Here is a 24,819-nt window from a genome sequence, read left to right as displayed (position 1 = left end):
GGCTCATTTGCGGCCGGGGGTCCAGTTCATGCCCCAGCCGTAGGCCTGGTCGATGGTGCGCTGCGGGCTCACCCCGCGCTGCGGCACCAGGTATCGGGCCTCCCGCTGCACGGTGAAGTCGCCCCCGTCGTTACTGATGAGCGCGAGCGCGCAGACCGTGGACGGGACGGTGCACTCGTCGAGCGAGAAGTCGATCGCGGCGCCGTGCTGGGGCTGGAGGGTCACCGTCGCGTGCAGATCGGCGAAGCTCCGGGCCCCCTCGTAGATGGTGACGAAGATCAGGATGCGGCGGATCCTGGACTTCTGGTCGAGGTTGACGGTCAGGTTCTCGCCGCAGGACACGGCGCCCGTCCGGTCGTCACCGTCGAGGTGGATGTAGGGCGCCTGCTGGAGGGCCCCGAAGGCGTTTCCGAGTGCCTGCACCACGCCCTTGCGTCCGTCGGTCAGCTCGTAGAGCGCGCAGAGATCGAGATCGAGGTCCGCGTGGTTCGCGACGGCCCGGCCGAGCTTGCTCCCCCACCCCTTGAACTGCTTGCGCACCTCCCAGTTGAGATTGACGCGCATGGACCCCGAGGTACCGCCCTGCTTGGCGAGCGAGACCGACGGCGCTTCCTTGGTGAGCGTCACCTTGGTGAGGCGGACGGGCTGGGTGACCGGCGGGGCGGGAGGCGCGGGCGGGACCGGAGGCGCGGGCGGGGCGGCGGCCGGCTGGGAATGCGGTGCCTGAGGGGTCGACGGCTGCGGCGGCGGCACCGAGTCAACCCGTGCTGCCGGATTGGGCTGCTGGGGCTGCGGGGGCGTCTGAGGCTGAGGTGCCTGCTGCGGTTGCTGTGCCTGCTGCGGTTCATCGACGGAGATCCCGAAGTCCGTGGCGAGGCCTTCGAGTCCGGTCCCGTACCCCTGGCCCACGGCCCGGAACTTCCAGGCGCCCTGGCGCCGGTAGAGCTCACCGAGGATGAACGCGGTCTCGACCGTGGCGTCGGCGCTGTCGAACCGCGCCAGTTCGGAGCCGTTCGCCGTGTCCGTGATCCGTACGTACAGCCCCGTCACCCGGCCGAACGTGCCGCCGTCCGCCGAGGCGGCCAGCACGATGCGCTCCACGGCGGGCTCCACCCGTGCCAGATCGACGGCCAGGCTGTCGGTGGTCGACGCGCCGCTGACTTGCTTGCCCTCGTGACGCACCGCACCGGACGCGTGGGCCGGCTGGTTGTAGAAGACGAAGTCCGCGTCGCTGCGGACCTTGCCCGAGCCGAGGAGAAGGAGCGCCGAGGCGTCCACGTCCGGCGTACCGGGAGCGGTGTGCCAGCCCAGTTCGACGCGCACGGCCTGCGCCGCCACTGGAACATTCGTTCCCTTTAGCATGGTCATGCTCGCCCCCATCGTGAGTCCGGCTGCCGAGACCTTTTCCGGTCAACCTAATGCCTTGTGCGGCGGGGCCTCCAGCTTCAGCCTCGGGAGCCGCGTGGCCCGCGCGCCGGAGGGGTCGGCGGCGGCCAGGGGGTGCTGTCAGAACTGATCCACTCGTGAAGACACTTGATCCACGTCGCCCGATTCCGGACCACCACCGCGTCCGGCAGTCATGCCGCCTCTCCCGGTCTTCCAGTCCGGGCCAACACCCGTCGCGCCTGTACCGTCCACGCCGGTCACGCCGGGGCACCGCTGCCGAGAGGGAGATGCCCGCGCCGGGTGCCGACCGAGGGCATCGGCATCAACAACCGGGGCGAGGTGGCGTTCTACGCCATGGACACGGAGAACGGCGGCTCGAACAAGGTCGTCCCGGCGAAGCTGCCCGGCTGATCACTCCCGCCAACTCCGCCCGATCACTGGGGAGGTTGCGCGAACCGGCAGCCTCCCCACGGCCCTCCCCCTGGTCCTCGGGGGCGCGGGCCGGGCCAGCTGGCCCGATGCCTCCGCGCCGCAAAATTGGTCTAATCCAAATTCCTCCGACTGTCTGCCGCACCTCTTGACGGGCACATTGGTCCAGTCCAATCTCTTGGACGTGCCGCTAGATGTGGCATGAACACATCCCCTGGTGCGGTCCGTCCCCCACGGAGGTTGCATGATGCCCGCAAACCCACCCGGCCCCGGAGTTGCGGCGGTCCGCGGCCCGGCGCGACGCACCGTCCTGCGCCACAGCGCCCTGGCGGTGGCCGCCGTCCTCGTCGCCTCGGCCGCGGCGCTCGCCGCCGTGCCGGGTTCCGCTGCCGCGACGGACGCCGAACTGCTCAACAACCCCGGCTTCGAAACCGCGTCCCTGGACGGGTGGACGTGCGCCGCCGGTGCCGTCTCCGCCGCTCCCGCGCACAGCGGCTCGGGCGCGCTGGCCGCCACCACCACGGCCTCGGACACCGGCCGGTGCAGCCAGACGGTGACCGTGCGGCCGAAGACGACGTACAGCCTCGCCGGCTGGGTCCAGGGCAGCTACGTGTACCTGGGCGCGACCGGCACGGGTGTCGACGCGAGCGTCTGGGCGCCGGACGCCGCCTCATGGAAGCGGCTGTCCACCACCTTCACCACCGGCGCCGGCACCACATCGGTGACCGTCTACACCCATGGCTGGTACGGCCAGGGCACCTACCACGCGGACGACCTCACCCTGACCGGCCCCACCGGTGACCCCACCGAGCCGCCGACCACTCCCCCGACCACCCCGCCGACGACCCCTCCGCCGACCACCGACCCGAACGGCCCCACCGGCGACGGCAAGGTCAGCACCCCCACCGGCCTGGTCTCGACGAAGGTCACGGGGAACGCTGTCGTACTGAAGTGGAACAGGTCGACGGACTCCTCGCAGAACGGCGACGTACCCGCGTACAAGGTCTACGCCAAGGGCGTGATCGCCGCCACGTCCATGGGCACCACCGTCGCCGTCAGCTCCCTCCGGCCGCGCACCTCCTACACCTTCACCGTGCAGGGCTACGACCGGGCCGGCCACGCCTCGGGCCAGTCCGGGCCCGTCACCGTGACGACCGGCGACGCACCGGCCGCGAAGCCGTACGCCTCCGCCTACTTCGACCAGTGGGGGATCTACGAGAACGCGTACTACCCGAAGCAGATCGGCACCAGCGGTGCGGCGGCCGGGCTCGATGTGGTGACGTACGCCTTCGAGAACGTCCATCCCACGACGCACAAGTGCTTCGAGGCCATCAAGGCGTCGGACGCGGGCAACGAGGACAATCCCAACGCGGGCGACGGCGCCGGTGATGCCTACGCCGACTACCAGGCCGACGTGGCGGCGGGCGACAGCGTGGACGGCACGGCCGACGTCTACGAGCAGCCGCTCAAGGGCAACTTCAACCAGCTGCGCGCCCTCAAGGCCAAGTACCCCAATCTGCGGCTGACCGTGTCACTGGGCGGCTGGACCTACTCCAAGTACTTCTCCGACGCCGCCGCCACCGACGCGTCCCGGAAGGCGTACGTCTCCTCCTGCATCGACATGTTCATGAAGGGCAACCTGCCGAAGAACGTCCAGGGCGACCCGTCCGGCGGCGTGGCCTCGGCGGCCGGCGTCTTCGACGGCATCGACATCGACTGGGAATACCCGGGATCGGCCGGGGGCCACACCGGCAACCACCACGCCGACGCGGACAAGGCCAACTTCACCCTGCTCCTCAAGGAGTTCCGCACCCAGCTCGACGCGTACGGCGCGACGGTCGGCAAGAAGTTCCTGCTGACGGCGGCGCTGCCCAGCGGGCAGGACAAGATCAAGTACCTGGAGACGGACAAGATCGGCGCCTATCTGGACTACGCCGACGTCATGACGTACGACATGCACGGCTCCTGGGACGCGACCGGGCCCACCAACCACCAGGACCCGCTGCACGACAGCCCCGCCGACCCGACCGCCCCGATCGAACCGGGCAGTGCCAAGTACAACCTCGACACGGCGGTCACCGCCTACACCGAGGGACTGCCCGAGTACGGCATCAGCGGCGGATTCCCCGCCTCGAAGCTGGTGCTCGGTGTGCCGTTCTACTGGCGCGGCTGGACCGGTGTGCCCGCCGGGACGGACTACGGGCTCTACCGGAGCGCCACCGGCCCCACGCCCGCCAAACCCCTGAGCCAGGAGGCCGGACTCGCGGCCTGGAAGGAACTGAACCCGACGGCGGCGCAGACCCACTGGGATCCCGTCACCGAGAGCTCATGGATCTACGACGGCACCAACTTCTGGACCGGTGACACGCCTCGGGCCATCGAGGCCCGCGCCGCGTACGCCGCCGAGAAGGGGCTGGCGGGCATGTTCGCCTTCTCCCTGGAGAACGACGACGCCTCGGGCACCCTGCTCAACGCGATGACCGGCAGCCTCGGCTGAGCGGTCGCACCCCGACGCACCACGCACCACGCACCACGCACCGAGGGCCGTCCGGGACATCCCGGGCGGCCCTCGGCCGGTGGCCCCTCGGCGCAGCCGGGGAGGCCGGGGCGCCCCGTGACCGCTCCGGGGTCAGCCCTCCACCGCCGTGGTGGTGAAGCGGTCGCCGCAGACCCGGAGGTCGGGGGTTCGCAGGGTGAGCGCCTCCTTGGAGCCGGGCGGGTAGACCCTGAGGTAGTCGGGCGTGCGCCAGCAGCCGGAATCCGCGATCCCCTGGTTCAGGGTGTGCAGCGTGACGTCCGCCGTCCCGCCCGCGCCGATCACGGTCTGCCGCCCCGCGGCGCCCTCGTGTTCGGCGGGGACGCCGATCACGCTGCCGTCGCGCCTGATCAGCGAGACGCCGGGGTACCCCCGCAGGGCGCACGGGTGGCCGGACTTGTTGGCGAACGCGAGCCGGTAGTGGACCTGGCCCGCACCCCCGTCGCCGGTACTCAGACTCATCGACAGGTCCTTGGTCGTGCAGCGCCGGGTTCCCGTTACGGAGCCGGCGGAGTCCGGGCCGGTCGAGTTCCCGGGGGCGGCCGAACTCTCCGGGGCGCCCGTGGCCGCCGCCGGAGCGGAGGACGGCGGGCCCGAGGAGGGTTTCGCCGTCGGCGCGCCACTGCCGGCGGAGTCGCTCGGGGCGGACTGCCCGGCCGAGGCCGTGGTCCCGCCGCAGCCGGCCGCGGCGAGGGCGACCGTCGCGACCGCGAGCGGGGCGAGCAGCCGGGGCCTGAGCGGTCCGGCCCGCCACGCCCTCCTCCTCTCCCGTGACCGGGGCGACGACTCGGACGGTGATGGGGTGGTTCGAAGAAGTGAGCCCATACCTCTCGCCTGCTCAATTTCTCGCGGTCTGCACCTGCCGGGGCGGTTCTTCCGGTCACATGTCCGAACGGCCGCCCGTCACGTGCGTCGCACCACGCCCTGATCGTCGAAGGCCGTCGCGTCCCGCGATCCGAGGTCCAGCCACAGCTCGGTGAACCGGTCGAGCAGCCCGGCGGCAGCCGTCACATCGTCCGTCAACGGCCGGTCGGCCAGCTCCGCGTCGAGCACCGCGTCCGCAAGGGCGAAGGCCCGGCCGACGGGCAGCTCCGGGTCCAGCCTCATGTCGCGCTGACGCAACGCCCTTACCGCAGCTACGAGTTCGCAGCCAACGACCAGGCGGTACGCCTCGCACGCCCGCAGCGTCTGGCGGGCCGCCAGCGAGGCGAAGCTGGCCTGCTCCTCGACCCCGCGCGAGAGCACCGCGTGACCGAGGGACGCGGGCGCGGAGAAGGCGCGCAGGTCGCCGAGCGCCGCCCCGGCCGCGTACTCGAGGATCATCACGCCCGACGCGGCCGGGGCGCCGTCCGCGAGGAACGGCCGCAGCCGGGTGAAGGCCGGTTCGTTCAGCGTGGACAGGCGCGAGGTCGACAGCCGCGCCACCTGAGTCACGGCCAGCCTGAAGTGATCGAGGGCCAGGGCGAGTTGGGCGATGTAGAAGCCGCCGTGGTGGTAGGCCGCCATATCGTCGGCCGAGATCAGCGGGTTCTCGGCCGCCGCGTTGATCTCGACCGTGAGCACGTCCTCCAGCGCGTCCGCCGCATCGTGCGCCGGCCCGTGGATCTGCGGCACGCAGCGGAAGCCGTAGGGGTCCTGGATCCGGCCGAGCGGCGGCGTGGGGCGGTCGGCCGCGCCGAGCAGCAGCCGCATCCGTTCCGCGACCGCGTACGAACCGGCGTGCCGCCGTGCCTCGTGCACGGGCAGCGCGTACGCCTCGTACGAGCCGTCGGTCGCCATCAGGGACAGCGCCGCCACCACCTGCGTGGCCGCGATCAGGCCGCGCAGTTCGTGCAGGGCGAGCGCGGACTGCCCGAGGGTGAGCGCGTTGCTGCTGATCAGGGCGAGGGCGTCGTTGTTGTCGAGGGGCTGCGGTTCGGGGGCCGCTCCGGGGCCCTGCCAGGGGTGTTCGCCGGCCAGGGCGAGGCCCATCTGCGCGAGGGCCGCGATGTCGCCGGTGCCGACCGAGCCGAACTCGTTGACCTTCGGGCAGGCACCCGTCTCCAGTGCCTCGCAGAGCGCCGTGACGACGCTCGGGCGCAGGCCCGCCCCGCCGGCGAGCAGCTGGTTGGCGCGGACCGCGAGCATGGCGCGGACCTGCCGTGCGGGCAGCTCGTCACCGATCGAACCGGCGTGGCTGCGCAGCAGCCGCAGACCGTGGTCGGCGGCCGCCTCCGTCGGTACGGACTCATTCCGGTTGGCGCCCACTCCGGTGGAGCGGCCGTAGACGCGACCCCATGAGGCGATCTCCCGGGCGGCGTTCCACGAGGTCTCCACACGCTTCATACCATCCGCTGCCGGAACGGGTTTTACGGTGGATTCGGCCATGCGTACGACATCTGCGACCATCAGTCCGCGACCGTCGAGGACGACGACCGATTCGCTGTCGCCAGTCACCTCGTCCGCGATATGAGACGACATCACGCGCAATTCCTCCTCAACCGGAAGCTCCGTCTTGCCCTACGGCCACTTGTCACCAGGGATTTACACCTGAACGGCGACTGACTATTGACAATCTATTCAGACACCAAGAACTCTGCATGATGATATGCAGCCGGGCAAGGGACTCCACATGATCCAATTCGACACGGTCAACAAGCGCTTCCCGAACGGCACAACCGCGGTGCACGACCTCACGCTCGAGATGCCGGAAGGAGGCGTGACCGTCCTCGTCGGATCTTCCGGTTGCGGCAAGACGACAACGCTCCGCATGATCAACCGGATGGTCGATCCGACCTCCGGAACGATCAGGGTCAACGGCAAGGACGTCCTGGAGCAGGACGCCGCCGAACTGCGCCGCTCCATCGGCTACGTGATCCAGCAGTCCGGGCTCTTCCCCCACCGCACGGTCCTCGACAACATCGCGACCGTGCCGCTGCTGCTCGGCTGGGGGCGCCGGAAGGCGCGGGCGCGGGCCGCCGAACTCCTGGAGACGGTCGGCCTCTCCGCCGAGGCCGGCAAGCGCTACCCGCACCAGCTCTCCGGCGGCCAGCAGCAGCGGGTCGGCGTGGCGCGGGCGCTCGCCGCGGACCCGCCGGTGCTCCTGATGGACGAGCCGTTCGGCGCCGTCGACCCGGTGGTGCGCACCCAGCTGCAAGACGAACTTCTGCGCCTTCAGCGGGAGTTGAACAAGACCATCGTCTTCGTCACGCACGACATAGACGAGGCCGTCCGGCTCGGGGACCGCATAGCCGTCTTCCGTACCGGTGGCCACCTCGTCCAGTGCGCCGGCCCCGCCGAACTGCTGGCCCGCCCCTCGGACGCGTTCGTCGCGGACTTCCTGGGCGCGGAGCGCGGTCTGAAGCTGCTGTCCCTGACCGCGCTGGCGGAGGTCACCCAGGGGCCCGCACCCAAGGGCACCCGCTGGCAGCTGACCCTCGACGCCGCCCGCAAGCCGCTGGCCTGGCACGACACCGAGACCGAGGCACAGGCCCCGGTCCGGCCGCTGCGCGACACGGACTCGCTGCTGTCCGCACTCAACGAGTCGATCGCCGCGCCCAGCGGCCTGGTCGCCCGGGTCGACGCGGAGGGCGTCCTCACGGGTGTGACGTCCCGCGAGGACATCCACGACCACGCGGGGCGCGTCCACAGCGCGGCGAGCACGGTGGCCGCATGAGCGTCGACTGGTCGTGGATATCCGACCACTCCGGCGATCTCACCAGCCTGGCCCTCTCCCACCTCCAGGCCGCCCTCACCGCCGTACTCCTGGGCCTGCTCGTCTCGCTCCCCCTGGCGGTGCTCGCGCACCGGGTACGCAGACTGCGCGGACTGCTCCTCGGGCTGTCGAACATCCTGTTCACCATCCCGTCCATCGCCGTCTTCGTGCTCCTCCTGCCGGTCAGCGGGCTCACCCGCACCACCACCGTCACCGGCCTGACGATCTACACCCTGGTCGTGCTCCTGCGGAACACCGTCGAGGGTCTGGACTCCGTGCCCGCCAGGACCAAGGAGGCCGCCAAGGCCATGGGAACCCGGCCGCTGCGCACCCTGCTCACCGTCGAACTCCCCCTCGCCCTTCCCGTGATCATGGCGGGGGTGCGGATCGCCACGGTGATGGCCATCTCCCTGGTCTCCGTGGCCACGTACATCGGGGACGGCGGGCTCGGGCAGCTCTTCACGGACGGCTTCCAGCGCAACTTCCCCACCCCCGTCATCGTCGGCGTCGCCTTGACCCTGCTCCTCGCACTGGTGGCGGACGCGGTCCTCGTCGCCCTCCAGTACGTCCTGACCCCGTGGACCCGCCGGCAGAAGCAGGGGGCCTGAGCGCTCATGTACGAACTCTTCAAGGACCTCGGCGCCTGGCTGGTCAGCAGTGAGCAGTGGACCGGGCCGGACGGCATCGGCCACCGCCTCGCCGAACACCTCCAGTACTCGCTGCTCGCCACCCTGATCGCCGCCGCCATCGCGCTCCCGGTCGGCCTCCTCATCGGGCACACCGGCCGCGGCGCCTTCCTCGCGATCAACCTCTCCAGCTTCGGGCGCGCGCTGCCCACGGTCGGGCTCGTCGTGCTGGTCTTCCTGGCCAGCGGCCTCTCGATGTGGCCGGTCTACATCGCCCTGGTGGCGCTCGCCGTGCCCTCCATCGTCACCAACACCTACGCCGGGATGACCGCCGTCGACCCCGAGGTCCGGGACGCGGCGCGCGGCCAGGGCATGCGCTGGCACCAGGTCCTCTTCCAGGTGGAACTGCCCCTCGCACTCCCCCTGATCATGACCGGGCTCAGACTCGCCCTCATCCAGGTCGTCGCGACGGCCACCATCGCCGCGTACGTCTCCTTCGGGGGGCTCGGCCGGTACGTCTTCGACGGGCTCGCCCAGCGCGACCTCGTACAGGTACTCGGCGGAGCCGTGCTCGTGGCGCTCGTCGCCGTCGTCCTGGACCTCGCGCTCTCCGCCCTGCAACGCGCCCTCTTCCGCAACCGCCCCGCCAAGTCGGCCTAGGAGCAAACACGATGAACCGCAGAAACCTCCTCGGCGGACTCCTTGCCGCCGCTTCCGTCCCCGTGCTCGCCTCCTGCAGCGGCGGCGTCACCTCGCTCGACGGGCAGGGGTCCGGCGGCGGGGGCGGGGGCTCCAGCAAGGACGGCGTCACCATCGGCACCGCCAACTTCACGGAGAACCAGGTCCTCGGCCACCTCTACGCGGCGGCGCTCGAAGCGGCCGGTGTGAAGACCACGGTCCGCCCCAACCTCGGCACCCGCGAGATCCTCATCCCCGCTCTCAAGGGCGGCGACATCGACCTCCTGCCCGAGTACCAGGGCGCCCTGCTGCACTACCTCGACACGAAGTCGAAGGCCGCGGAGGAGGGCGAGATGCAGAACGCCCTGGCCGTGGCCCTGCCGGCCGGTCTGCAGATCCTGCCCTACGGCCGCGCCGAGGACTCCGACGCGTTCGTCGTCACCCGGGAGACCGCCGCCGAGTACGGCCTCAAGTCACTCGGGGACCTCGCCCGGCACAACGGCAAGCTCGTCATCGGCGCAGCACCCGAGGTCAAGAAGCGTGAGGTCGGCGCGGTGGGACTCAAGGACGTGTACGGCGTCGAGTTCAAGGAGTTCAAGTCCCTCGACTCCTCGGGGCCGCTGGTCAAGGGCGCCCTGAAGAAGGGGGACGTGGACGTCGCGAACCTCTTCACCACCGACACCGACATCGCCGCCGAACACTGGGTCGTGCTCACCGACCCCAAGAACCTGGTCCCGGGCCAGCACATCGTCCCGCTCATCGCCGACCGCAAGGCCGACTCGACGGTCCGCAAGGCGCTCGCCCGCCTCGGCAACGCGCTGACGACCGAGGACCTCACCGAGCTGAACCGCCTGGTGGACAAGGACAAGAAGGACCCCGAGGACGTCGCGGGCGACTGGGCGGCACAGCACGGAATCAAGTAGCGCCCGTCGCGGGACCGCACGGCAGGACATACCAACGAGAGGCCGGGTAACCGAGTCATGGCAGCTGAAGACCTGGTGGAGCGCCGCTCCATCGACGTCGTCCCGGACGGCGAACGGCACGGCAGAGCGTTCAGTCAGTTCACCCTCTGGCTCGGCGCGAACCTGCAGATCACCGCAGTCGTCACCGGCGCGCTCGCCGTCGTCTTCGGCGGCGACGTGGTGTGGTCGGCCGTCGGCCTCCTGCTGGGCAATCTGCTCGGCGGCGCCGTCATGGCCCTGCACTCCGCGCAGGGGCCGAAGCTCGGCCTGCCCCAGATGATCCAGTCCCGCGCCCAGTTCGGGGTGCGCGGCGCGGTCGTTCCGCTCCTCCTGGTCGTCCTGATGTACGTGGGCTTCTTCGCGAGCGGCAGCGTCCTGGCCGGACAGGCCACCGCCCAGCTCACGCAGACCGACGACACCACGGGCATCATCGTCTTCGCGGTGGTCACGGCGGTGGTGGCGGCGGTCGGCTACCGCGTGATCCACGTCCTGGGGCGGGTGGCGAGCGTGGTCTGCGCGCTGGCCTTCATCTACCTGGGCATCCGGCTCCTGGACCGGGTGGACCTGTCGGCGCTGCTCGGGGACGCGCACTTCGATCTTCCGATGTTCCTGCTCGCGGTGTCGCTCTCGGCGTCCTGGCAGCTCGCCTTCGGGCCGTACGTCGCGGACTACTCGCGCTATCTGCCGCGTACGACGTCCGGCCGGGCCACGTTCTGGTGGACGCTGTCGGGATCGGCCATCGGCTCGCAGTGGTCGATGACGTTCGGGGTGCTCGTGGCGGCGAGCGCGGGGGACGCGTTCCTCTCCGACCAGGTCGGATACGTCGTCGGCCTGGGCGGTGCGGGGCTGATCGCGTCGTTCCTGTACTTCGTGATCGCGTTCGGCAAGCTGACCATCAACGTGCTCAACACCTACGGCGGCTTCATGTCGATGGTGACCGGCATCAGCGGATTCCGCGGCCAGAAGACGCTGTCGCCGCGCGGCAGGGCCGCGTACATCGCGGTGATCATGGTGGCGGGGACGGTGGTGGCGCTCCTGGGCAAGGACAGCTTCCTGACGTCCTTCAAGGACTTCCTGCTGTTCCTGCTGACGTTCTTCACGCCGTGGTCCGCGATCAACCTGGTCGACTACTACCTGATCTCGCGGGAGCGGTACGACATCCCGGCGCTTTCCGACCCCGGGGGGCGCTACGGCGCCTGGCGCTGGGACGCGCTCACGGTCTACGGGGCCGGTGTGCTCGCCCAGCTCCCGTTCCTCGCGACGACCTTCTATACGGGGCCGCTGGTGGATCCGCTGGGCGGCGCGGACATCTCCTGGATCGTGGGCCTGGTGATCCCCGCGGCCCTGTACTGGCTGCTGGCCCGCCGCGACACGTCGCACGTTCCGGAGGAGACGCGGTACACCCTGGCGCCTCCCCGGTAGCCGCAGGAACCCCGAGGGACGCCGCGGTGTGCGGGGCGGCGTCCGTCGGGGCCCGGGTACGGCTCCGTCAGGCGATGACGGGGACGGCCTCGGCGCTGTCGGTGGCCCAGTTGGTGACGATGGGCTTGTCGACGTGCGCGGTGTCGGGGAGCTTCAGTTCGGCGGGGTTGGCGTCGTCCTCGGTGGTCGAGATGATGACGCTGTCGAACTCCTTGCCGTCATTGCTGTTGGTGGTGATGGGGTTGATTCCGGTGTACGCGACGCTGGAGCCGCTGAGCTTGATGGGGTCCTCGCCGCCCTGCCCGACCGGGGACGCGGCACCGTCGGCGCCGGACCCGAAGGACACGCTGGGGGTGTTGGGGTCCAGGTAGCAGGTGATGCCGGACTTGGCCTTGGCGGCGACCAGGTAGTAGCCGCCCGCCTGCGACTCCGAGGTGATCGTGAAGTCCAGGTCGTTGGTGCCGCAGGACTGCCCGTAGCCGCTCTTGTCGCCGGAGCCGGAGCCGGTGTCGCCGCCGGAGGAGGCCTTGTCCCCGGAACCGGTCTCCTCGCCCGAGCCGCTCGATGAGGCGTCGCCCGTGGAGGAGCCGCCGGAGGAAGCGGTGTCGCCGGAGGAGCTGCCGCTGTCGGATGCGGCGGCGGAGGGGGCCGCGGAGCTGCCGGTGTCCGTGGTGTCTTCGGGCCCACAGGCGGTGGCGGTGACGGCGAGGGCCGTCACCGCCGCGGCGGCCAGGACGAGACGGGCGGAACGGGCGGCGAGACGCGAACGCATCATGAACTCCAGCGGCTTTCGATTGCGGTGATTCCCTGCTGGCACCGACACTAGGGCCGAGTCGATCTTGAAATGGTCCTGTACATGTCCAGGTTCCGTCCCAACACCGGCGGGCTCCGCGCATTCCGCGCCGGCCGGCTGACATGACGGGGCGTTGCCCCCTCCTCCGGGGCGCGCCCCGCCGGTTACCGAACCGTCGCAAAACACATCACGAGCGGATGCCGGACCGGCGTGTCCAACTCTGCCAGACGGCAAGCGAATCCGCTCACCGCCATCGGGCACGTCGGTCCACCGCGCCACACACGCACTCCGGGGGGATAGATACGTTGAACATCACCGCACGCAGACTGCGTTCGTCCGCCACGACCGCGGGCGCCGGTCTGCTGCTGGCCGCCGCCGGTGCCGTCCTGGCACCGCCGGCCACGGCGGCAGCGGCGGACACGGAGCCCCCCGAGCTGTCCGTCTCAACGGCTGCTCCGGCGGAGATCGGGCTGGCCGGCGGGCTGGTCGGCTTCACCACCACGGCATCCAACACCGGTGCGGTCGACGCCTCTTCGGCGCGACTGGGCTACCGCATCGATGGGGGCGAGGGCCAGCCGCCGAACGCCGTCAGCCTGCAGTACCGGCTCGGCACGACCGCGTGGAAGACGGTGCCGCTGACACTGACCGGTACGGAGTTCGCCGGCGAACTCCCCGACACCTTCCCGCTGGCCGCCGGCCGGGCGCGGACCGTACAACTGCGCCTCGGCCTCCCGATGGGCACCCCGCACAACGGAGACAGCAACGGCGGCACCGACCACCTGCACCTTCTGCGGCTCGTCGGCCTCGCTCACGCTGAAGGCGGCCGCCACCGGCACCGCCACCCAGACGGCCGCGACCTCGGCCTCCGCGACCGCCTCGGCCACGCCCTCGGCGACAGCCGCCGGCACGACGACCTCCCATACGACCACGCAGCTGGCAAAGACCGGGGCGGCGGCGCCTCCGCGACCACCGTGGCCGCCGCGTCCCTCGTCACGGCCGGCGGGGGGCTGCTGGGCCTCACCGCCCTGCGCCGCCGCCGCAGCCGGGCCTGAGCACGCCGACAGGGAGAACGTCCGGACCGGCGGGAGCCATCGCGGGCCCGCCGGTCCGTCCCCAGGAGCTCAGCGCAGTTCGATCCGCACCCGGTGCCGGCCCCGCAGTCCCGCCGGGACCGCGCTGCGATGGTGTCCGTCGACGGTCGACGAGGCCACCCGGCGGCCCGAGCCGGTGAGGGTGATGTCCAGCGTCATGTCACGGTAGGGCACGTCGTGCAGGGTCACCGGACCCCATCCGTGCGGCAGGTTCGGGGTGAACCGGATCCCGTCCCGCTCGTGCCGGATGCCGAAGACGCCCTGGTGGATCAGGCGCAGGTAGCCCGTGGCCGACCAGGTCTGGTCCGGCTCGGAGCCCCACTGCCGCGCGTTCTGCCAACCGCCGTCCACCGCGCCCGTGATCGCGTTGTGGATCTCCCAGAAATGGCCGTCCCGGTGTTCGAGGGAGGCGATGTCGGTGACCGCGCGGGCCAGCAGGTCCGTCCGGCCGCCTGCCGCCGCCGCGTGCCCCCACATCCCGACCGTCATCGGCCACACGATCGCGTTGTGGCGGCCGGGGTGCGCGTCGTCGAAGCGGTCGAAGTGCGGCCACACGTTGACCACGCCGTGCGGGGAGTGATGGGTCCGGTCCAGGACCGTACGCGCCTGGCTCCGGGAGGCCACCCCGCACAGCACGGCGAACGCGAGGCCGTTGGCCTCCTGGTACGTCTCCAGCCGGCCCGCCCGCTCGCCCGCGCCGTGGATGAAGTAGCCGTAGGTACCCGCGTCGGGCCGCCAGAGGTGGGCGTTGATCGCCGTGCGCAGCCGGGCGGCGGCCAGCCGGAACTCCCGTGCGGTGCGCGCATCGCCCGTCTCCTGCGCCATCTCGGCGGTGGCGAGGTACCCGGCGTGGAAGAGGCAGTTGGTGGACAGGCACATCATCCTGTCCGTGCCCGGGTGGTCGAGGACGAACGAGGAGGGGTTGTCGGGATCGGCGGGCGGGGCGGGGTAGCCGGCGATTCCGTCCTGGAGGAACGCGGGTCCCTCGAAGAGGCCGTAGCTCTCGTTGAAGTGCTGATCGCGGTCGGCCCGAAGGGTGTTGACGGCGGCCTGGCAGGCGTCGGTGAGGAACTCGCGGTCCCCGGTGACCAGATAGTGGTGCCGGGCGGCGACCGCCCACACGATCTGGTCCCACCACTGGTTGTCCTGCTGCACGATCAGCGTGCCGTCGTCCTGCCGCCGGCACACCGCCCACAGGGTGTTGCGCGCCACGTCCGGCGTCAGGAGGCTGGCGGCGTTCCAGGAGTTGACCGACGCGTCCCGGGTCCAGGGCTGCTCGTATCCGCCGCCCGCCCGGATGAACGTTCCGGGCGAGTCCGTCATCAGGCCGGTCTGGTTGTACTCGGCCGGGTCGTACGGGACGGTGTTGATGTCCAGCAGGTTGTGGCACGCGGACCGGTAGGCGGCGCCCAGCAGTTGGTCCTGTCCGCCGCCGAACTCGATGCCGGGCGGCCCGGCCGCCGCCGCCCGCGTGGCCGCGTGGCCGGGTGACGCGTTGGCCACCCCGGTCGCGGCCAGACCGAGTACGGCGCCTGCCTGGAGCAGCCGCCGCCGCGGCAGTCCGCCCTGGTGCTCCTGCGGTTGCATGAGGTCTCCCGCTGTGGACAACGTTGTCAGGGGTGTTCGGGAAGGGATACTCGCCCACCTCAGAAAGCGCTGTCAATGAGGTGCGGGAAGGCTGTTACGCAGCGCCCGGCCCCGGACTGCCGTCGTCTCCCGTCCCGGTTCACGACCGCAGGCGGCCCGCCGCCTCGGGGGTGAGGTGCCGGGCGAGCACGTCCAGGGCCTCCGCGACCTCGCGCAGCCGCCCGGAGTCGTCCGTGCCGAGCGCGGTGGCCAGCGCGTCGTCGATCCGGGACGCCCGCACTTCGGAGACCCGCTCCGACACCTGGGGCGCCGCGCGGATCAACTGCCGTCTGCCGTCGGCCGGGTCGGGCGCGGTCACGATCGAACCCGCGTCCTTCAGCCGGGCCACGGCGCCCGACACCTGGCTCTGGGGCAGGCCCGTGCGCACCGCGATCGCGCTGACCGAGGTGTCCGGGTGGCCGAGGAGGTCACTCAGCACGACGAGGGCCGCGCGGGTGCCGACGCGATGGGCGTCGGCACCCGGAGGCAGACCGGGGAGAGCCTCCTCCCCGATCTTCATGAGGGTCCGCCCGAGGAGGAAGAGCTGGACCGGGGTCGTCGAGGAACTCATGGCCGCACACTACGCCAGGTCCATCGTTGACGATGCATCTCCATCGATGCGTCGCCTTCGGGATCGCCGGACCCGCGGAAACCTGCCGGACCGAAGTCAGCGACCGGCCGGGACGTCGTGGAACTCCCTCCGCAGGGGGGTGAATCCGCGTTCGGCCCGGTGCGGGTGGACGCGGTTGGCCAGCAGGATCGCGTAGCGGCCCGCCTCCGGGTCGATCCACAGGCTGGTGCCGGTGAAACCGGTGTGACCGAACGAGGCGGAGCCGAAGGTGTCACCCACGGGCGAGGCGTGCGGGTCGGTTCCCTGCCAGGCCAGGGACCGGCGCAGGTTCAGGTGGTCGGTGCGGGGCGCGGTCATCAGCGCGAGGGTGTCCGGTGCGAGCAGCGGCGGGCCGCCGCCGAGGAGGGCGCGTGCGAGCCGTTCCATGTCGGTGACGGTGGCGAAGAGACCGGCGTGGCCCGCTACGCCGCCGAGCACGACGGCGTTCTCGTCGTGCACCTCACCGGTCACGGTCCGGCCGCGCCAGGGGCAGTCCTCGGTGGCCACCGCACGGGCCCGCCGTTCGGGGCCGGGCCTGAAGCAGAGGTCGGGGAGACCGACGGGGGCGCTGACCAGGTCGGCCAGCAGGGCGTCCAGGCTCCGGTTCGCCGCCTGTTCTGCGATCAGGCCGAGGAGGATGAACCCCTGCGAGGAGTACGCGACATGGGTGCCCGGTTCGGTGCCGCGCTCCAGGGTGCCGAGCGCGGCGAGCAGCGATTCGCGGGTGGGGTGCCGGCGGTAGAGGGGGACGCCGCCGGGCAGTCCGGAAGTGTGATCGAGGAGTTGGGCGACGGTGCGGCCGGCGTGCGGGCTGTCGCGGTAGCGGCCCAGGTGGTGGCCCACCGTGTCGTCGAGGCCGAGTACACCCCGTTCGACGAGCGCCATGACGACGAGGCCCACGATCGGCTTGGTCACCGACGCGAGGTCCCACAGGTCGGTGCCGTCCAGGGGGGTGCCGCCGTGCGCGCGGGTTCCGGTCCAGCCCCGGTCGTAGGGGCCGTTCGCGTCGCCCAGGGACCAGGCGGCGCCCGAGTACAGGCCGCGCTCCCGCCCCTGTTCGAGGATGCGCCGCCGCGCCGCCGCGTGGTGGGTGGTCATCGTGTCCGCCCCGCTCCCTGGCCCGGGTCGGCCACGAGGCCGAGCCGGGCGCCCGGCTGTGCGGCCAGGCTCGCGGAGACCGAGGCCGCGGCGGAGCGCACCATCGGCCCGTACAGGCGGGCGGCCGCCTCGTCGAGGGTGAAGGCGAGTCCGGTGAGGACGAGCACGCCCACCGGGTGGCCCGAGGCGCCGCGCACGGGCGCGGCGAGTGCGCGGCGGTCCCGCCAGGAGTCGGCGCTGTCGGCGGCGTAGCCGTCGCGGGCGGCGGCGGCCAGCGCGGTGCGCGTCGCCTCGTCGGCGGGGGCGCCGTCCGGGCCGGTCAGCAGGTCTTCGGCGTCACCGGCGGGCAGGGCCGCCAGCAGCGCCAGTCCCGCGGCGCCCGCGGTGACGGCCTCGCGCGTGCCGGGGCGCAGGCCGACGGCGGGCCCCTGGGCGGGGGCGTGCACGCGGAGGTGGACCAGGGTCCGGTCGTCGCGCACGGCGTAGGAGGCGAACAGGCCGGTGCGGATGCGTAGTTCCTCCAGGACGGGAGCGGCCTGTCGGGTGGCGGCGTCGTCGGCCAGCACGCTCGCGGCGAGCCCGAGGAGGCGGGGCCCCGGGCGGTAGCTGCCACCCTCGGCCGGTTCGGCGTAACCGTTGGCCGCGAGAGCGCGCAGCAGGCGGTGCACGGTGGGTTTGGCGAGGCCCGTGTGGCGGGCGAGGTCCGCGAGGCGGTGTGGTGCTCCGTTTTCCGCGAGGGCGGAGAGAACTTCCATCGCCTTGTCCACCGGGCCTGGCGCGGGTGGAAGGGCTGTCACGGCCGCCTCGTCGAGAGCGGTGGCGGACGTCTGCTGCTGCGAACGACTGTTGACCGGTTTCCCCATGGGGATTACCTTACCCGCACTGCATTCCATTCACCGGAACGGGTGTGTTGTTCAATGGAACGAATACGTGGAGGGCAAAGCGGCCCCCGCGCCGGCTGGTCCCGCCGCTCGGTGCTGCGTGCGAGCACTCTGGCCGCGCCCGCGCTGACCGTCCCCGCGCTGCTCAGCGGATGCGGGGCGCCGCCCGCGGACGCCGCCGGCAACGTCCTGCGGGTCTCCCAGACCGGGGATCCCAAGACGATGGACCCGCACAAGCAGGGCGACATGACGTCGATGAACGCCCTGATCAACATCTTCGACACGCTCACCACCCTGGGCCGCGACAACACCCTGCGGCCGAGGCTCGCGCTCTCCTGGAAGGCCGTCGAACCCAAGGTCTGGCGGTTCGAGCTGCGGCGCGGCGTCACGTTCCACAACGGCGAGCCGTTCGACGCGCAGGCCGTCCGGTTCAGCATCAAGCGGCTGCTCGACCCCGCGACCAAGTCACCCATCGTGGAGCTGCGTTACGTCGAGGACGTCAGCGTCGTCGACCGCTACACGGTGGACCTCCACACCTCGGTGCACGACCCGATCCTGCCCGCGAAGCTGTCACTGTTCGGAGGTGTCGTGGTACCTCCGCGCTACCTGGACAAGGTCGGGGACGAGGGCTTCGCCGCACACCCCGTGGGCACCGGCCCCTTCGCGTTCCGGCGCTGGCAGCGCGACCACGAACTGCGGCTGAGCGCCTACGCGGACCACTGGCAGGGCCGCCCGCACGTCGACGAACTCGTCTTCGTACCCGCCCCCAACTCCTCGTCCGCGCTGGCCGCCCTGCAGAGCGGCGGCGTGGACATCGTGGCGGGCATGACCCCGGACGCCGCGCAGCAGCTGGCCGGCTATCCGGGTGTGCGGATCGGCCACCACACCGGCGTCCGCACCTCGTACCTGTCGCTCGACACCCTGTCCACCGGTCCGCTGCGCGATCGCCGGGTCCGTCAGGCGATCAACCACGCCGTCGACGTACCCCTGCTCATCAAGGCGGTGCTCGGCGGCAACGCCGCCGAGGTTCCGGCGATGATCCCGCGCGGGGCTTTCGGCTTCGACGAGGCCGTGAAGCCCTACGTCCGCTCCGCCGCCAAGGCGCGCGCGCTCCTAGCGGAGGCCGGACACCCGGACGGCATCAGCACCTCGCTCACCGCCTCCAACATCGACGCGAACGTCGCCGAGGCCATCTCGGGGCTGCTCGCCCAGGCCGGGGTGCACGCCAGGGTGAATCTGCTCGACCCGGGCACCTACGCCCAGCGCCTGACCTCGGACAACCACGGTGCGCTGGGCCCGATGTACCTGGCCGCCTCGACCGTGTGGACGCTGGACGGCGAGAGCATGCTCCAGTCCAACGTGCGCAGCGACCGGCGCCAGAGCCGCTGGCACAACAAGCGTGCCGACAAGCTCGTGGACGTCGAGGAACTGTCCGTGGATCCCGCCGTGCGCCGCCGCGCCTTCTCCGGTCTTCAGCAACTGATCAAGGACGAGGCGCCGTTCGTGTCCCTGTACCAGATCGACAACATCTACGTGCAGAACACCCGGCCGAGCTGGACGCCCGGCGCCGCCGGAATCCTCGACATGGCGAGCGCGAAGGTGGCGGTGTGATGAGCGAGTCCCTGACCCTGCCCGCCGGGTCCGCCGGCACGGCCGAAGCACCGGGCCGCCGCCTCGTCGCCGTACTGCGCCCGGCCGCCGCCCGCCTGGGTACCGCGGTCCTGGTACTGCTGTGCACCGCGACCGTCGTCTTCTTCCTGGTGCGGCTGTCCGGCGACCCGGTGAAGGTGATGCTGCCGCCGGACGCCACCGCCCAGCAGGAGAGCGTGCTGCGGCACAGCCTGGGCCTGGACAAGTCGTTGTTCAGTCAGTACCTCGACTATCTGTGGGGCCTGCCGCGCTTCGACTTCGGCGACTCCCTCTTCTACAACCAGCCGGTGCGCCAGGTGCTGGCCGACCGCATCCCGGCCACCCTGCTGCTCGCGGCCGGCGCCTTCGTGGTGACGCTGCTGATCTCGCTGCCCGCCGGAACGATCGCGGCGATGCGCCGGGGCAAGCCGGCCGACCGCGGCGTCATCACGGCCGTGCTCGTCGGGCAGTCCACGCCGCCGTTCTGGATCGGCATCCTGCTGATCCTGGTGTTCGCCGTCGGCCTGCACGCACTGCCCGCCTCCGGGTACGGCACGTTCGCGCACCTGGTCCTGCCGTCGGTCACGCTCTCCGTCTACTCGGTCGCCGTCGTCGCGCGGCTGCTGCGTTCGTCCCTGATCGACGTGCTCGGCTCGGACCACATCCGCACCGCCCGCGCCCGCGGTCTGGGCCCGGTGCGCACCGTGCTGCGGCACGGGATGCGCAACGCGTCGCTGCCCGTGGTGACCGTGGTCGGTCTGGAGGTCGGCAGCCTGCTCGGCGGCGCCATCCTCACCGAGCAGGTCTTCTCCTGGCCCGGCGTCGGCCAGCTGACCGTGCAGGCCATCGCCAACCGCGACTTCCCCCTGGTCCAGGGCACTGTGCTGCTCTTCGCCGCCACGTTCGTCGTGGTCAACCTGCTCGTGGACCTGTCCTACGGCCTCCTCGACCCGAGGGTGAGGAACTCCCGATGACCACCACCGCCCCGGCACCCACCGCCGCTGTCGCCCCGGCCGCCGCGAAGCAGCCGTCCCTATGGCGTTCCCTGCTGCGCAACCGCCTCGCCGCGGTCGCGCTCATCCTCCTCGCGCTGATCGTCGTCTGTGCGCTGTGCGCACCGCTGATCGCGCCCGCCGACCCGAACGCGCAGAACCTGCTCGCCCGCCTCCAGCCGCCCGTCTGGAAGTCCGGCGGCAGCGGCGCCCATCTGCTCGGCACCGACCAGCTCGGCCGTGACCTGCTCTCCCGCATCGTGTACGGGACCCGCGTCTCGCTCCTCGTCGGCGCCGGCGCGGCTCTGCTCGCCGGCGTCATCGGCACCGCCGCGGGCCTCGCCACCGGCTACCTCGGCGGCTGGACCGACCGCGTCGTGATGCGCGTCGCCGACGTCCAGCTCGCCTTCCCCGCCATCCTGCTGGCGCTGGCCGTCGTCGGTTTCGTCGGCTCGGGACTGGGCTACGTGATCGTCGTCCTGGGCATCACCGGCTGGGTCTCGTACGCCCGCGTGGTGCGCTCCGAGGTCCTGTCGCTGCGCACCCGCGACTTCATCACCGAGGCGCGGGCCATCGGCGTCAACGACCTGACGATCATGCGGCGGCACCTGCTGCCCAACGTCATGGCGCCGCTCGCCACCATCGGCACGCTGCACATCGCGGCCGCGATCGTCGCGGAGGCCTCGCTCAGCTATCTGGGCCTGGGCGTGCCCAAGGAGACGGTGACCTGGGGCGGCATGCTCGCCGACGGACAGCTGTACCTCGGAACGTCCTGGTGGATCGCCGTGTTCCCCGGTGTCGCCCTGATGCTCACCTCCCTGGCCATCAACATCCTGGGCGACGCGCTGCGCGACGTCGCGGACCCGAAGGCGTACCGCCGATGACCCACTCCCCCGACACCGCGCCCGTCCTGGAATTCCGGGACCTGCGCGTCGACTTCGAACTCGCCGCCTCCACCGTGCACGCGGTGCGCGGTGTGAGCCTGTCCGTCGCCGCCGGTGAGACCCTCGCCGTCGTCGGTGAGTCCGGCAGCGGCAAGTCCGCCACCGCGCTGTCCGCGATGCGCCTCAACCCCGAGCCGCCGTGCGTGTACGCGGGCGGCCGGGTACTCCTCGACGGAATGGACGTACTGGCCCTGCGCGAGCGGGAGTTGCGCAAGGTGCGCGGCGCCGGGATCTCCATGGTGTTCCAGGACCCGATGACCAGCCTCGACCCGCTGCAACGGGTGGGCGCGCAGGTCGCCGAGGCGCTGCGGCTGCACGGCGGCCACAGCCGCGCCGAGGCGCGGCTGGCGGCGCTCACCGCGCTCGACGAGGTCGGCATCCCCGACCCGGAGCACCGCTACCGGCAGTTCCCGCACGAGCTGTCCGGCGGGCTGCGCCAGCGCGTCATGATCGCCTCCGCTCTCGTGGCCCGGCCGCGCGTACTGATCGCGGACGAGCCGACGACGGCGCTCGACGTGACCGTGCAGCGGCAGATCCTCGAACTCCTCGTCACGCTGCAGCGCCGGCACGGCATGGCCGTCCTGCTCATCACGCACGACCTCGGGGTGGTCGCGGAGACTGCCGACCGCGTCGCCGTCATGCGGCACGGCGAGGTCGTCGAGACCGGGGACGTGGAGCAGGTCTTCGCCCGTCCCGGCGCGCAGTACACCCGTGACCTGCTGGCCGCCACCCCCCGACTGGAGCCCGCCCCATGACCACCAGCGACCTTCTGGAAATCAGCGGACTGCGCAAGGAGTTCCCCGGCCGGCCGCCGAGCGTCGCCGTCGACGACGTCTCCCTCACGGTCCGCGAGGGAGAGACGTTCGCCCTGGTCGGGGAGTCCGGCTGCGGCAAGACGACGCTGACCCGGCTGCTGCTGCGTCTCCTGGAGCCCACGGCGGGCAGTGTGCGGTTCGACGGTACGGAGTTGCTGTCGCTGACCGGCGCCGAACTGCGGCCGCTGCGACGGCAGATGCAGGTCGTTTTGCAAGACCCCTACTCCAGCATGAATCCGCGGATGCGCATCGCGGACATCGTCGCGGAGCCGCTCGTCACGCACGAGGAGTGGGCGCGCGGGCGGCGCGGCCGGGCGGCGGTACGCGAACGGGCGGGCGAGCTCCTGGACGCCGTGGGCCTGGACGCGAACATCCTGGACCGCTATCCGCACGAGTTCTCCGGCGGGCAGCGCCAGCGCATCTCCATCGCACGGGCCCTCGCCCTGGAGCCGCGCCTGGTCGTCCTGGACGAGCCGACGAGCGCACTCGACGTGTCCGTGCAGGCCCGGGTCCTGGACCTGCTCGCGGAGCTCCAGCAACGCCTGGGGCTCACGTACTTCTTCATCTCGCACAACCTGGCCGTCGTCGGGCAGATCGCGGACCGGGTCGCGGTGATGCGCCGGGGCCGCATCGTGGAGAGCGGCGCCGCCCGGCAGGTCTTCGCCGACCCGCAGGACGCGTACACCCGGCGGCTCCTGGACGCGGTGCCGGTCCCCGACCCGTCGCGGGGGCGCCGCGTCCGGGCGGCGGTACAGGACGAGGCGGCATGACACCGCCGCACGGGGGCCTAGCGCCCGGACAGGACCAACCCCGCCGCACCGAGCAGCGCGCCGGTGTCGGCGGGCTCGCCGAGCACCACGGTGGGGGCCTCGCCGCCGCCGAGCCCGTCGGCGCGCAGCAGGTTCTCGATCAGCTCCCGGAACGGCTCACCGCCGTCGAGGGCCTCGCCGTGCAGGACGAACAGGCCGCAGGCGAAAAGCTGCTGGACGGTGGCGAGACCGAGCACGAGGTTCTCCGCGTACCGCACGACGAGCTCGCGGGCCGCGGGGTCGGCCGAGGCGAGCAGCGTGCCCGGCGAGACGGCTCGCGGGTCCATGCCGAGTTCCGCGGCGCGCTCGCGCAGCCAGCGGGTCGTCGCCACGGTCTTCCAGCAGCCTCGCCGGCCGCAGGTGCAGACGTCGCCAGTGGCGGTGACCGTCATGTGGGCGCCGCTGCGGCCGCCGACCGGGGCGAGCACCTGACCGTCGTAGAGGATGCCGACGCCGAGCACCTCACCGGTCGCGACGGACGCGAAGGAGCGCCGGCCGCGCCCCGCGCCGAACCAGCGGTCCCCGAGGACCTGGACGCGGGCCCGGTGCTCGACCTGGACCGGCGCACCGGTCAGCTCCGTCAGCCGGTCCGCGACCGGGTAGCCGCGCAGCGCGGGCGCGTCGTTGACCTCGACGATCCGGCCGGCCGCCGGGTCGACCACCCCGGCGGCGGCCACGCCGACGCCCAGCGGGGTCAGGCCGGCGAACACCTCGGCCGCCTCCCGCAGCGCCGCGTCGACCACGCTCGGGTCGCCGCTGCCCGCGTCGAAGCGGGCCTGCGCGCGTTCCCGTACGACCCCGGTGCGCTCCAGCAGCGCGGACCGCACCAGGCCGGGCAGCACCTCCACGGCGCCCAGCACACCGACGTCCCGCCCGGCCGGCTCGTCCGGCTGCGGATCGGGTACCAACCGCAAAGGAATACGTTCATGCGCCATGCGCCGACTCTGTCATGCCCTCGATCCGGGGAGACAGCGGCATGACCCACCGGAATCTGACCGAGAGCACCTGGCGCGAGACCCGCGCCGCGGCCGCCGACGGGATCGCGATCCTGCCGATCGGCTCGCAGGAGCAGCACGCCGAGCACCTGCCGATGGGCACGGACACGATGCTCGCGGACGCGGTGGTCTCCCGCGCCCTGGCCCTCCTGGAGGAGCGGGCCGCCGCCGGTGAGGACGTGCCCGAGCTGATCCGGCTGCCGACACTGCCGTACGGGCACAGCCCGCACCATCTGTTCGCCGCGGCGCTGACCCTGTCGGCCCCGGTGCTCGGCACCGTCCTGGACGAGCTGCTGGACTCGCTGGCCGCCTGCGGCTACCGCCGGGTCCTCGTCGTCAACGGCCACGGCGGCAACGACGAGATCATGCGCCTCGCGGTCAAGCGGTTCGCGCTGCGCGCCGACGTGACCGCGGCGGCCTGCTCGTACTGGACGCTCACCGACACCGGGGAGCCCGGGACGGACCCGAAGGAGGCCGAGGGCGCCGAGCACGCCGGGCTGATCCCCGGGCACGCCGGCTGGTTCGAGACCTCGCTGATGCTGGCCGCCCGTCCCGAGCTGGTGCGGACCGGGCGGGCGGGGCGCGAGCCCGTCGATCCGCCACCGCTGTTCGACAAGCCGCCCTACCCCGGTCTGACCGTGGAGCGGCACGGCGAATGGGAACGGGTGGGCGGCTCCACCGACGACGCGTCCGGCGCCGACGCCGGGAGCGGGGTCCGTCTGCTGGAGCGCCGCGCCCTCGGTCTGACGCGCGCGGTACTCGCCTTCGACGCCGCCACCCGCCCCGCCGCGTGACCCGCCCCC

General features: G+C 71.9%; 22 protein-coding genes. 13 read left to right on the top strand and 9 right to left on the bottom strand.

Annotation, left to right across the window (positions count from 1 at the left end):
- Positions 1-3: 3 nt before the first annotated feature.
- Complete coding sequence (locus ACGFU6_RS01540; RefSeq protein ID WP_393607465.1) at positions 4-1,338, bottom strand: TerD family protein; 1,335 nt, start codon at positions 1,336-1,338, stop codon at positions 4-6.
- 724 nt (positions 1,339-2,062) lie between these two features.
- On the opposite strand from ACGFU6_RS01540, the gene ACGFU6_RS01535 reads away from it, so the two are divergent.
- A complete protein-coding gene (locus ACGFU6_RS01535) occupies positions 2,063-4,312 on the top strand; it encodes a glycosyl hydrolase family 18 protein (RefSeq protein WP_393607464.1) in 2,250 nt (749 codons plus the stop codon).
- A 132-nt stretch (positions 4,313-4,444) separates the two neighbouring features.
- On the opposite strand, the gene ACGFU6_RS01530 is transcribed toward ACGFU6_RS01535, so the two are convergent.
- Together ACGFU6_RS01530 and ACGFU6_RS01525 are read right to left on the bottom strand one after the other, a co-directional pair.
- Positions 4,445-4,813: a DUF4232 domain-containing protein gene (locus ACGFU6_RS01530; protein ID WP_393607463.1), complete on the bottom strand. Its 369-nt coding sequence runs from the start codon at positions 4,811-4,813 to the stop codon at positions 4,445-4,447.
- 441 nt (positions 4,814-5,254) lie between these two features.
- On the bottom strand, positions 5,255-6,811 hold the full coding sequence (locus tag ACGFU6_RS01525) for an aromatic amino acid ammonia-lyase (RefSeq protein WP_393607462.1): 1,557 nt from the start codon (positions 6,809-6,811) through the stop codon (positions 5,255-5,257).
- 151 nt (positions 6,812-6,962) lie between these two features.
- On the opposite strand from ACGFU6_RS01525, the gene ACGFU6_RS01520 reads away from it, so the two are divergent.
- The 5 genes from ACGFU6_RS01520 to ACGFU6_RS01500 are packed head-to-tail and all read left to right on the top strand — an operon-like array spanning position 6,963 to position 11,733.
- Positions 6,963-8,006, top strand: a complete 1,044-nt coding sequence (locus tag ACGFU6_RS01520) for an ABC transporter ATP-binding protein (RefSeq protein ID WP_393607461.1) — start codon at positions 6,963-6,965, stop codon at positions 8,004-8,006.
- Positions 8,003-8,653 carry an ABC transporter permease gene (locus ACGFU6_RS01515; RefSeq protein WP_393607460.1) on the top strand — a complete coding sequence of 217 codons (651 nt, stop codon included), beginning with the start codon at positions 8,003-8,005 and terminating at the stop codon, positions 8,651-8,653. The genes ACGFU6_RS01520 and ACGFU6_RS01515 overlap by 4 nt, the downstream gene beginning before the upstream one ends.
- A 6-nt stretch (positions 8,654-8,659) precedes the next feature.
- Positions 8,660-9,331 carry an ABC transporter permease gene (locus tag ACGFU6_RS01510; protein ID WP_393607459.1) on the top strand — a complete coding sequence of 224 codons (672 nt, stop codon included), beginning with the start codon at positions 8,660-8,662 and terminating at the stop codon, positions 9,329-9,331.
- An 11-nt stretch (positions 9,332-9,342) separates the two neighbouring features.
- Positions 9,343-10,272, top strand: coding sequence for an ABC transporter substrate-binding protein (locus tag ACGFU6_RS01505; RefSeq protein ID WP_393607458.1), 930 nt, complete (start codon positions 9,343-9,345; stop codon positions 10,270-10,272).
- Between the two features lie 57 nt (positions 10,273-10,329).
- A complete protein-coding gene (locus ACGFU6_RS01500; RefSeq protein WP_393607457.1) occupies positions 10,330-11,733 on the top strand; it encodes a purine-cytosine permease family protein in 1,404 nt (467 codons plus the stop codon).
- Between the two features lie 67 nt (positions 11,734-11,800).
- Here the strand turns inward: ACGFU6_RS01500 and ACGFU6_RS01495 are convergent, their stop codons facing one another.
- Complete coding sequence (locus ACGFU6_RS01495; RefSeq protein WP_393607797.1) at positions 11,801-12,505, bottom strand: hypothetical protein; 705 nt, start codon at positions 12,503-12,505, stop codon at positions 11,801-11,803.
- Positions 12,506-12,831: 326 nt separating this feature from the next.
- Here ACGFU6_RS01495 and ACGFU6_RS01490 point away from each other — a divergent pair, with 326 nt between their 5' ends.
- Positions 12,832-13,578, top strand: a complete 747-nt coding sequence (locus ACGFU6_RS01490) for a hypothetical protein (protein ID WP_393607456.1) — start codon at positions 12,832-12,834, stop codon at positions 13,576-13,578.
- Positions 13,579-13,647: 69 nt separating this feature from the next.
- Here the strand turns inward: ACGFU6_RS01490 and ACGFU6_RS01485 are convergent, their stop codons facing one another.
- The 4 genes from ACGFU6_RS01485 to ACGFU6_RS01470 form a co-directional block, all read right to left on the bottom strand.
- Positions 13,648-15,204: a hypothetical protein gene (locus ACGFU6_RS01485; RefSeq protein ID WP_393607455.1), complete on the bottom strand. Its 1,557-nt coding sequence runs from the start codon at positions 15,202-15,204 to the stop codon at positions 13,648-13,650.
- 139 nt (positions 15,205-15,343) lie between these two features.
- Positions 15,344-15,814: a MarR family transcriptional regulator gene (locus ACGFU6_RS01480; RefSeq protein WP_393607454.1), complete on the bottom strand. Its 471-nt coding sequence runs from the start codon at positions 15,812-15,814 to the stop codon at positions 15,344-15,346.
- Between the two features lie 96 nt (positions 15,815-15,910).
- Complete coding sequence (locus ACGFU6_RS01475) at positions 15,911-16,951, bottom strand: serine hydrolase domain-containing protein (RefSeq protein WP_393607453.1); 1,041 nt, start codon at positions 16,949-16,951, stop codon at positions 15,911-15,913.
- On the bottom strand, positions 16,948-17,814 hold the full coding sequence (locus tag ACGFU6_RS01470) for an IclR family transcriptional regulator (RefSeq protein ID WP_393607452.1): 867 nt from the start codon (positions 17,812-17,814) through the stop codon (positions 16,948-16,950). The genes ACGFU6_RS01475 and ACGFU6_RS01470 overlap by 4 nt, the downstream gene beginning before the upstream one ends.
- Before the next feature lie 54 nt (positions 17,815-17,868).
- Between ACGFU6_RS01470 and ACGFU6_RS01465 the strand changes: the two genes are divergently transcribed.
- Genes ACGFU6_RS01465 through ACGFU6_RS01445 form a run of 5 tightly spaced genes read left to right on the top strand, consistent with a single transcriptional unit; the run spans position 17,869 to position 22,982 of the window.
- Entirely contained in the window at positions 17,869-19,443 is a 1,575-nt protein-coding gene (locus ACGFU6_RS01465) for an ABC transporter substrate-binding protein (protein ID WP_393607451.1), read from the top strand.
- On the top strand, positions 19,443-20,435 hold the full coding sequence (locus ACGFU6_RS01460) for an ABC transporter permease (RefSeq protein ID WP_393607450.1): 993 nt from the start codon (positions 19,443-19,445) through the stop codon (positions 20,433-20,435). Before ACGFU6_RS01465 ends, ACGFU6_RS01460 begins: the two co-directional genes overlap by 1 nt.
- On the top strand, positions 20,432-21,337 hold the full coding sequence (locus tag ACGFU6_RS01455; RefSeq protein WP_393607449.1) for an ABC transporter permease: 906 nt from the start codon (positions 20,432-20,434) through the stop codon (positions 21,335-21,337). Before ACGFU6_RS01460 ends, ACGFU6_RS01455 begins: the two co-directional genes overlap by 4 nt.
- The gene (locus tag ACGFU6_RS01450; RefSeq protein ID WP_393607448.1) at positions 21,334-22,152 is read left to right on the top strand and encodes an ATP-binding cassette domain-containing protein; all 819 of its coding nucleotides are present in this window, start codon (positions 21,334-21,336) and stop codon (positions 22,150-22,152) included. Before ACGFU6_RS01455 ends, ACGFU6_RS01450 begins: the two co-directional genes overlap by 4 nt.
- Positions 22,149-22,982 carry an ATP-binding cassette domain-containing protein gene (locus tag ACGFU6_RS01445; protein WP_393607447.1) on the top strand — a complete coding sequence of 278 codons (834 nt, stop codon included), beginning with the start codon at positions 22,149-22,151 and terminating at the stop codon, positions 22,980-22,982. Before ACGFU6_RS01450 ends, ACGFU6_RS01445 begins: the two co-directional genes overlap by 4 nt.
- Positions 22,983-22,999: 17 nt before the next feature.
- Here ACGFU6_RS01445 and ACGFU6_RS01440 read toward each other — a convergent pair whose 3' ends face one another.
- The gene (locus ACGFU6_RS01440) at positions 23,000-23,956 is read right to left on the bottom strand and encodes an ROK family protein (protein ID WP_393607446.1); all 957 of its coding nucleotides are present in this window, start codon (positions 23,954-23,956) and stop codon (positions 23,000-23,002) included.
- Positions 23,957-23,997: 41 nt separating this feature from the next.
- Here ACGFU6_RS01440 and ACGFU6_RS01435 point away from each other — a divergent pair, with 41 nt between their 5' ends.
- Positions 23,998-24,810 carry a creatininase family protein gene (locus ACGFU6_RS01435; RefSeq protein ID WP_393607445.1) on the top strand — a complete coding sequence of 271 codons (813 nt, stop codon included), beginning with the start codon at positions 23,998-24,000 and terminating at the stop codon, positions 24,808-24,810.
- Positions 24,811-24,819: the final 9 nt, after the last annotated feature.

Origin of the sequence: Streptomyces sp. NPDC048462, assembly GCF_043200175.1 — a bacterium.
GTDB lineage: Bacteria > Actinomycetota > Actinomycetes > Streptomycetales > Streptomycetaceae > Streptomyces.
This window is presented reverse-complemented; position numbering and strand designations above follow the sequence as displayed.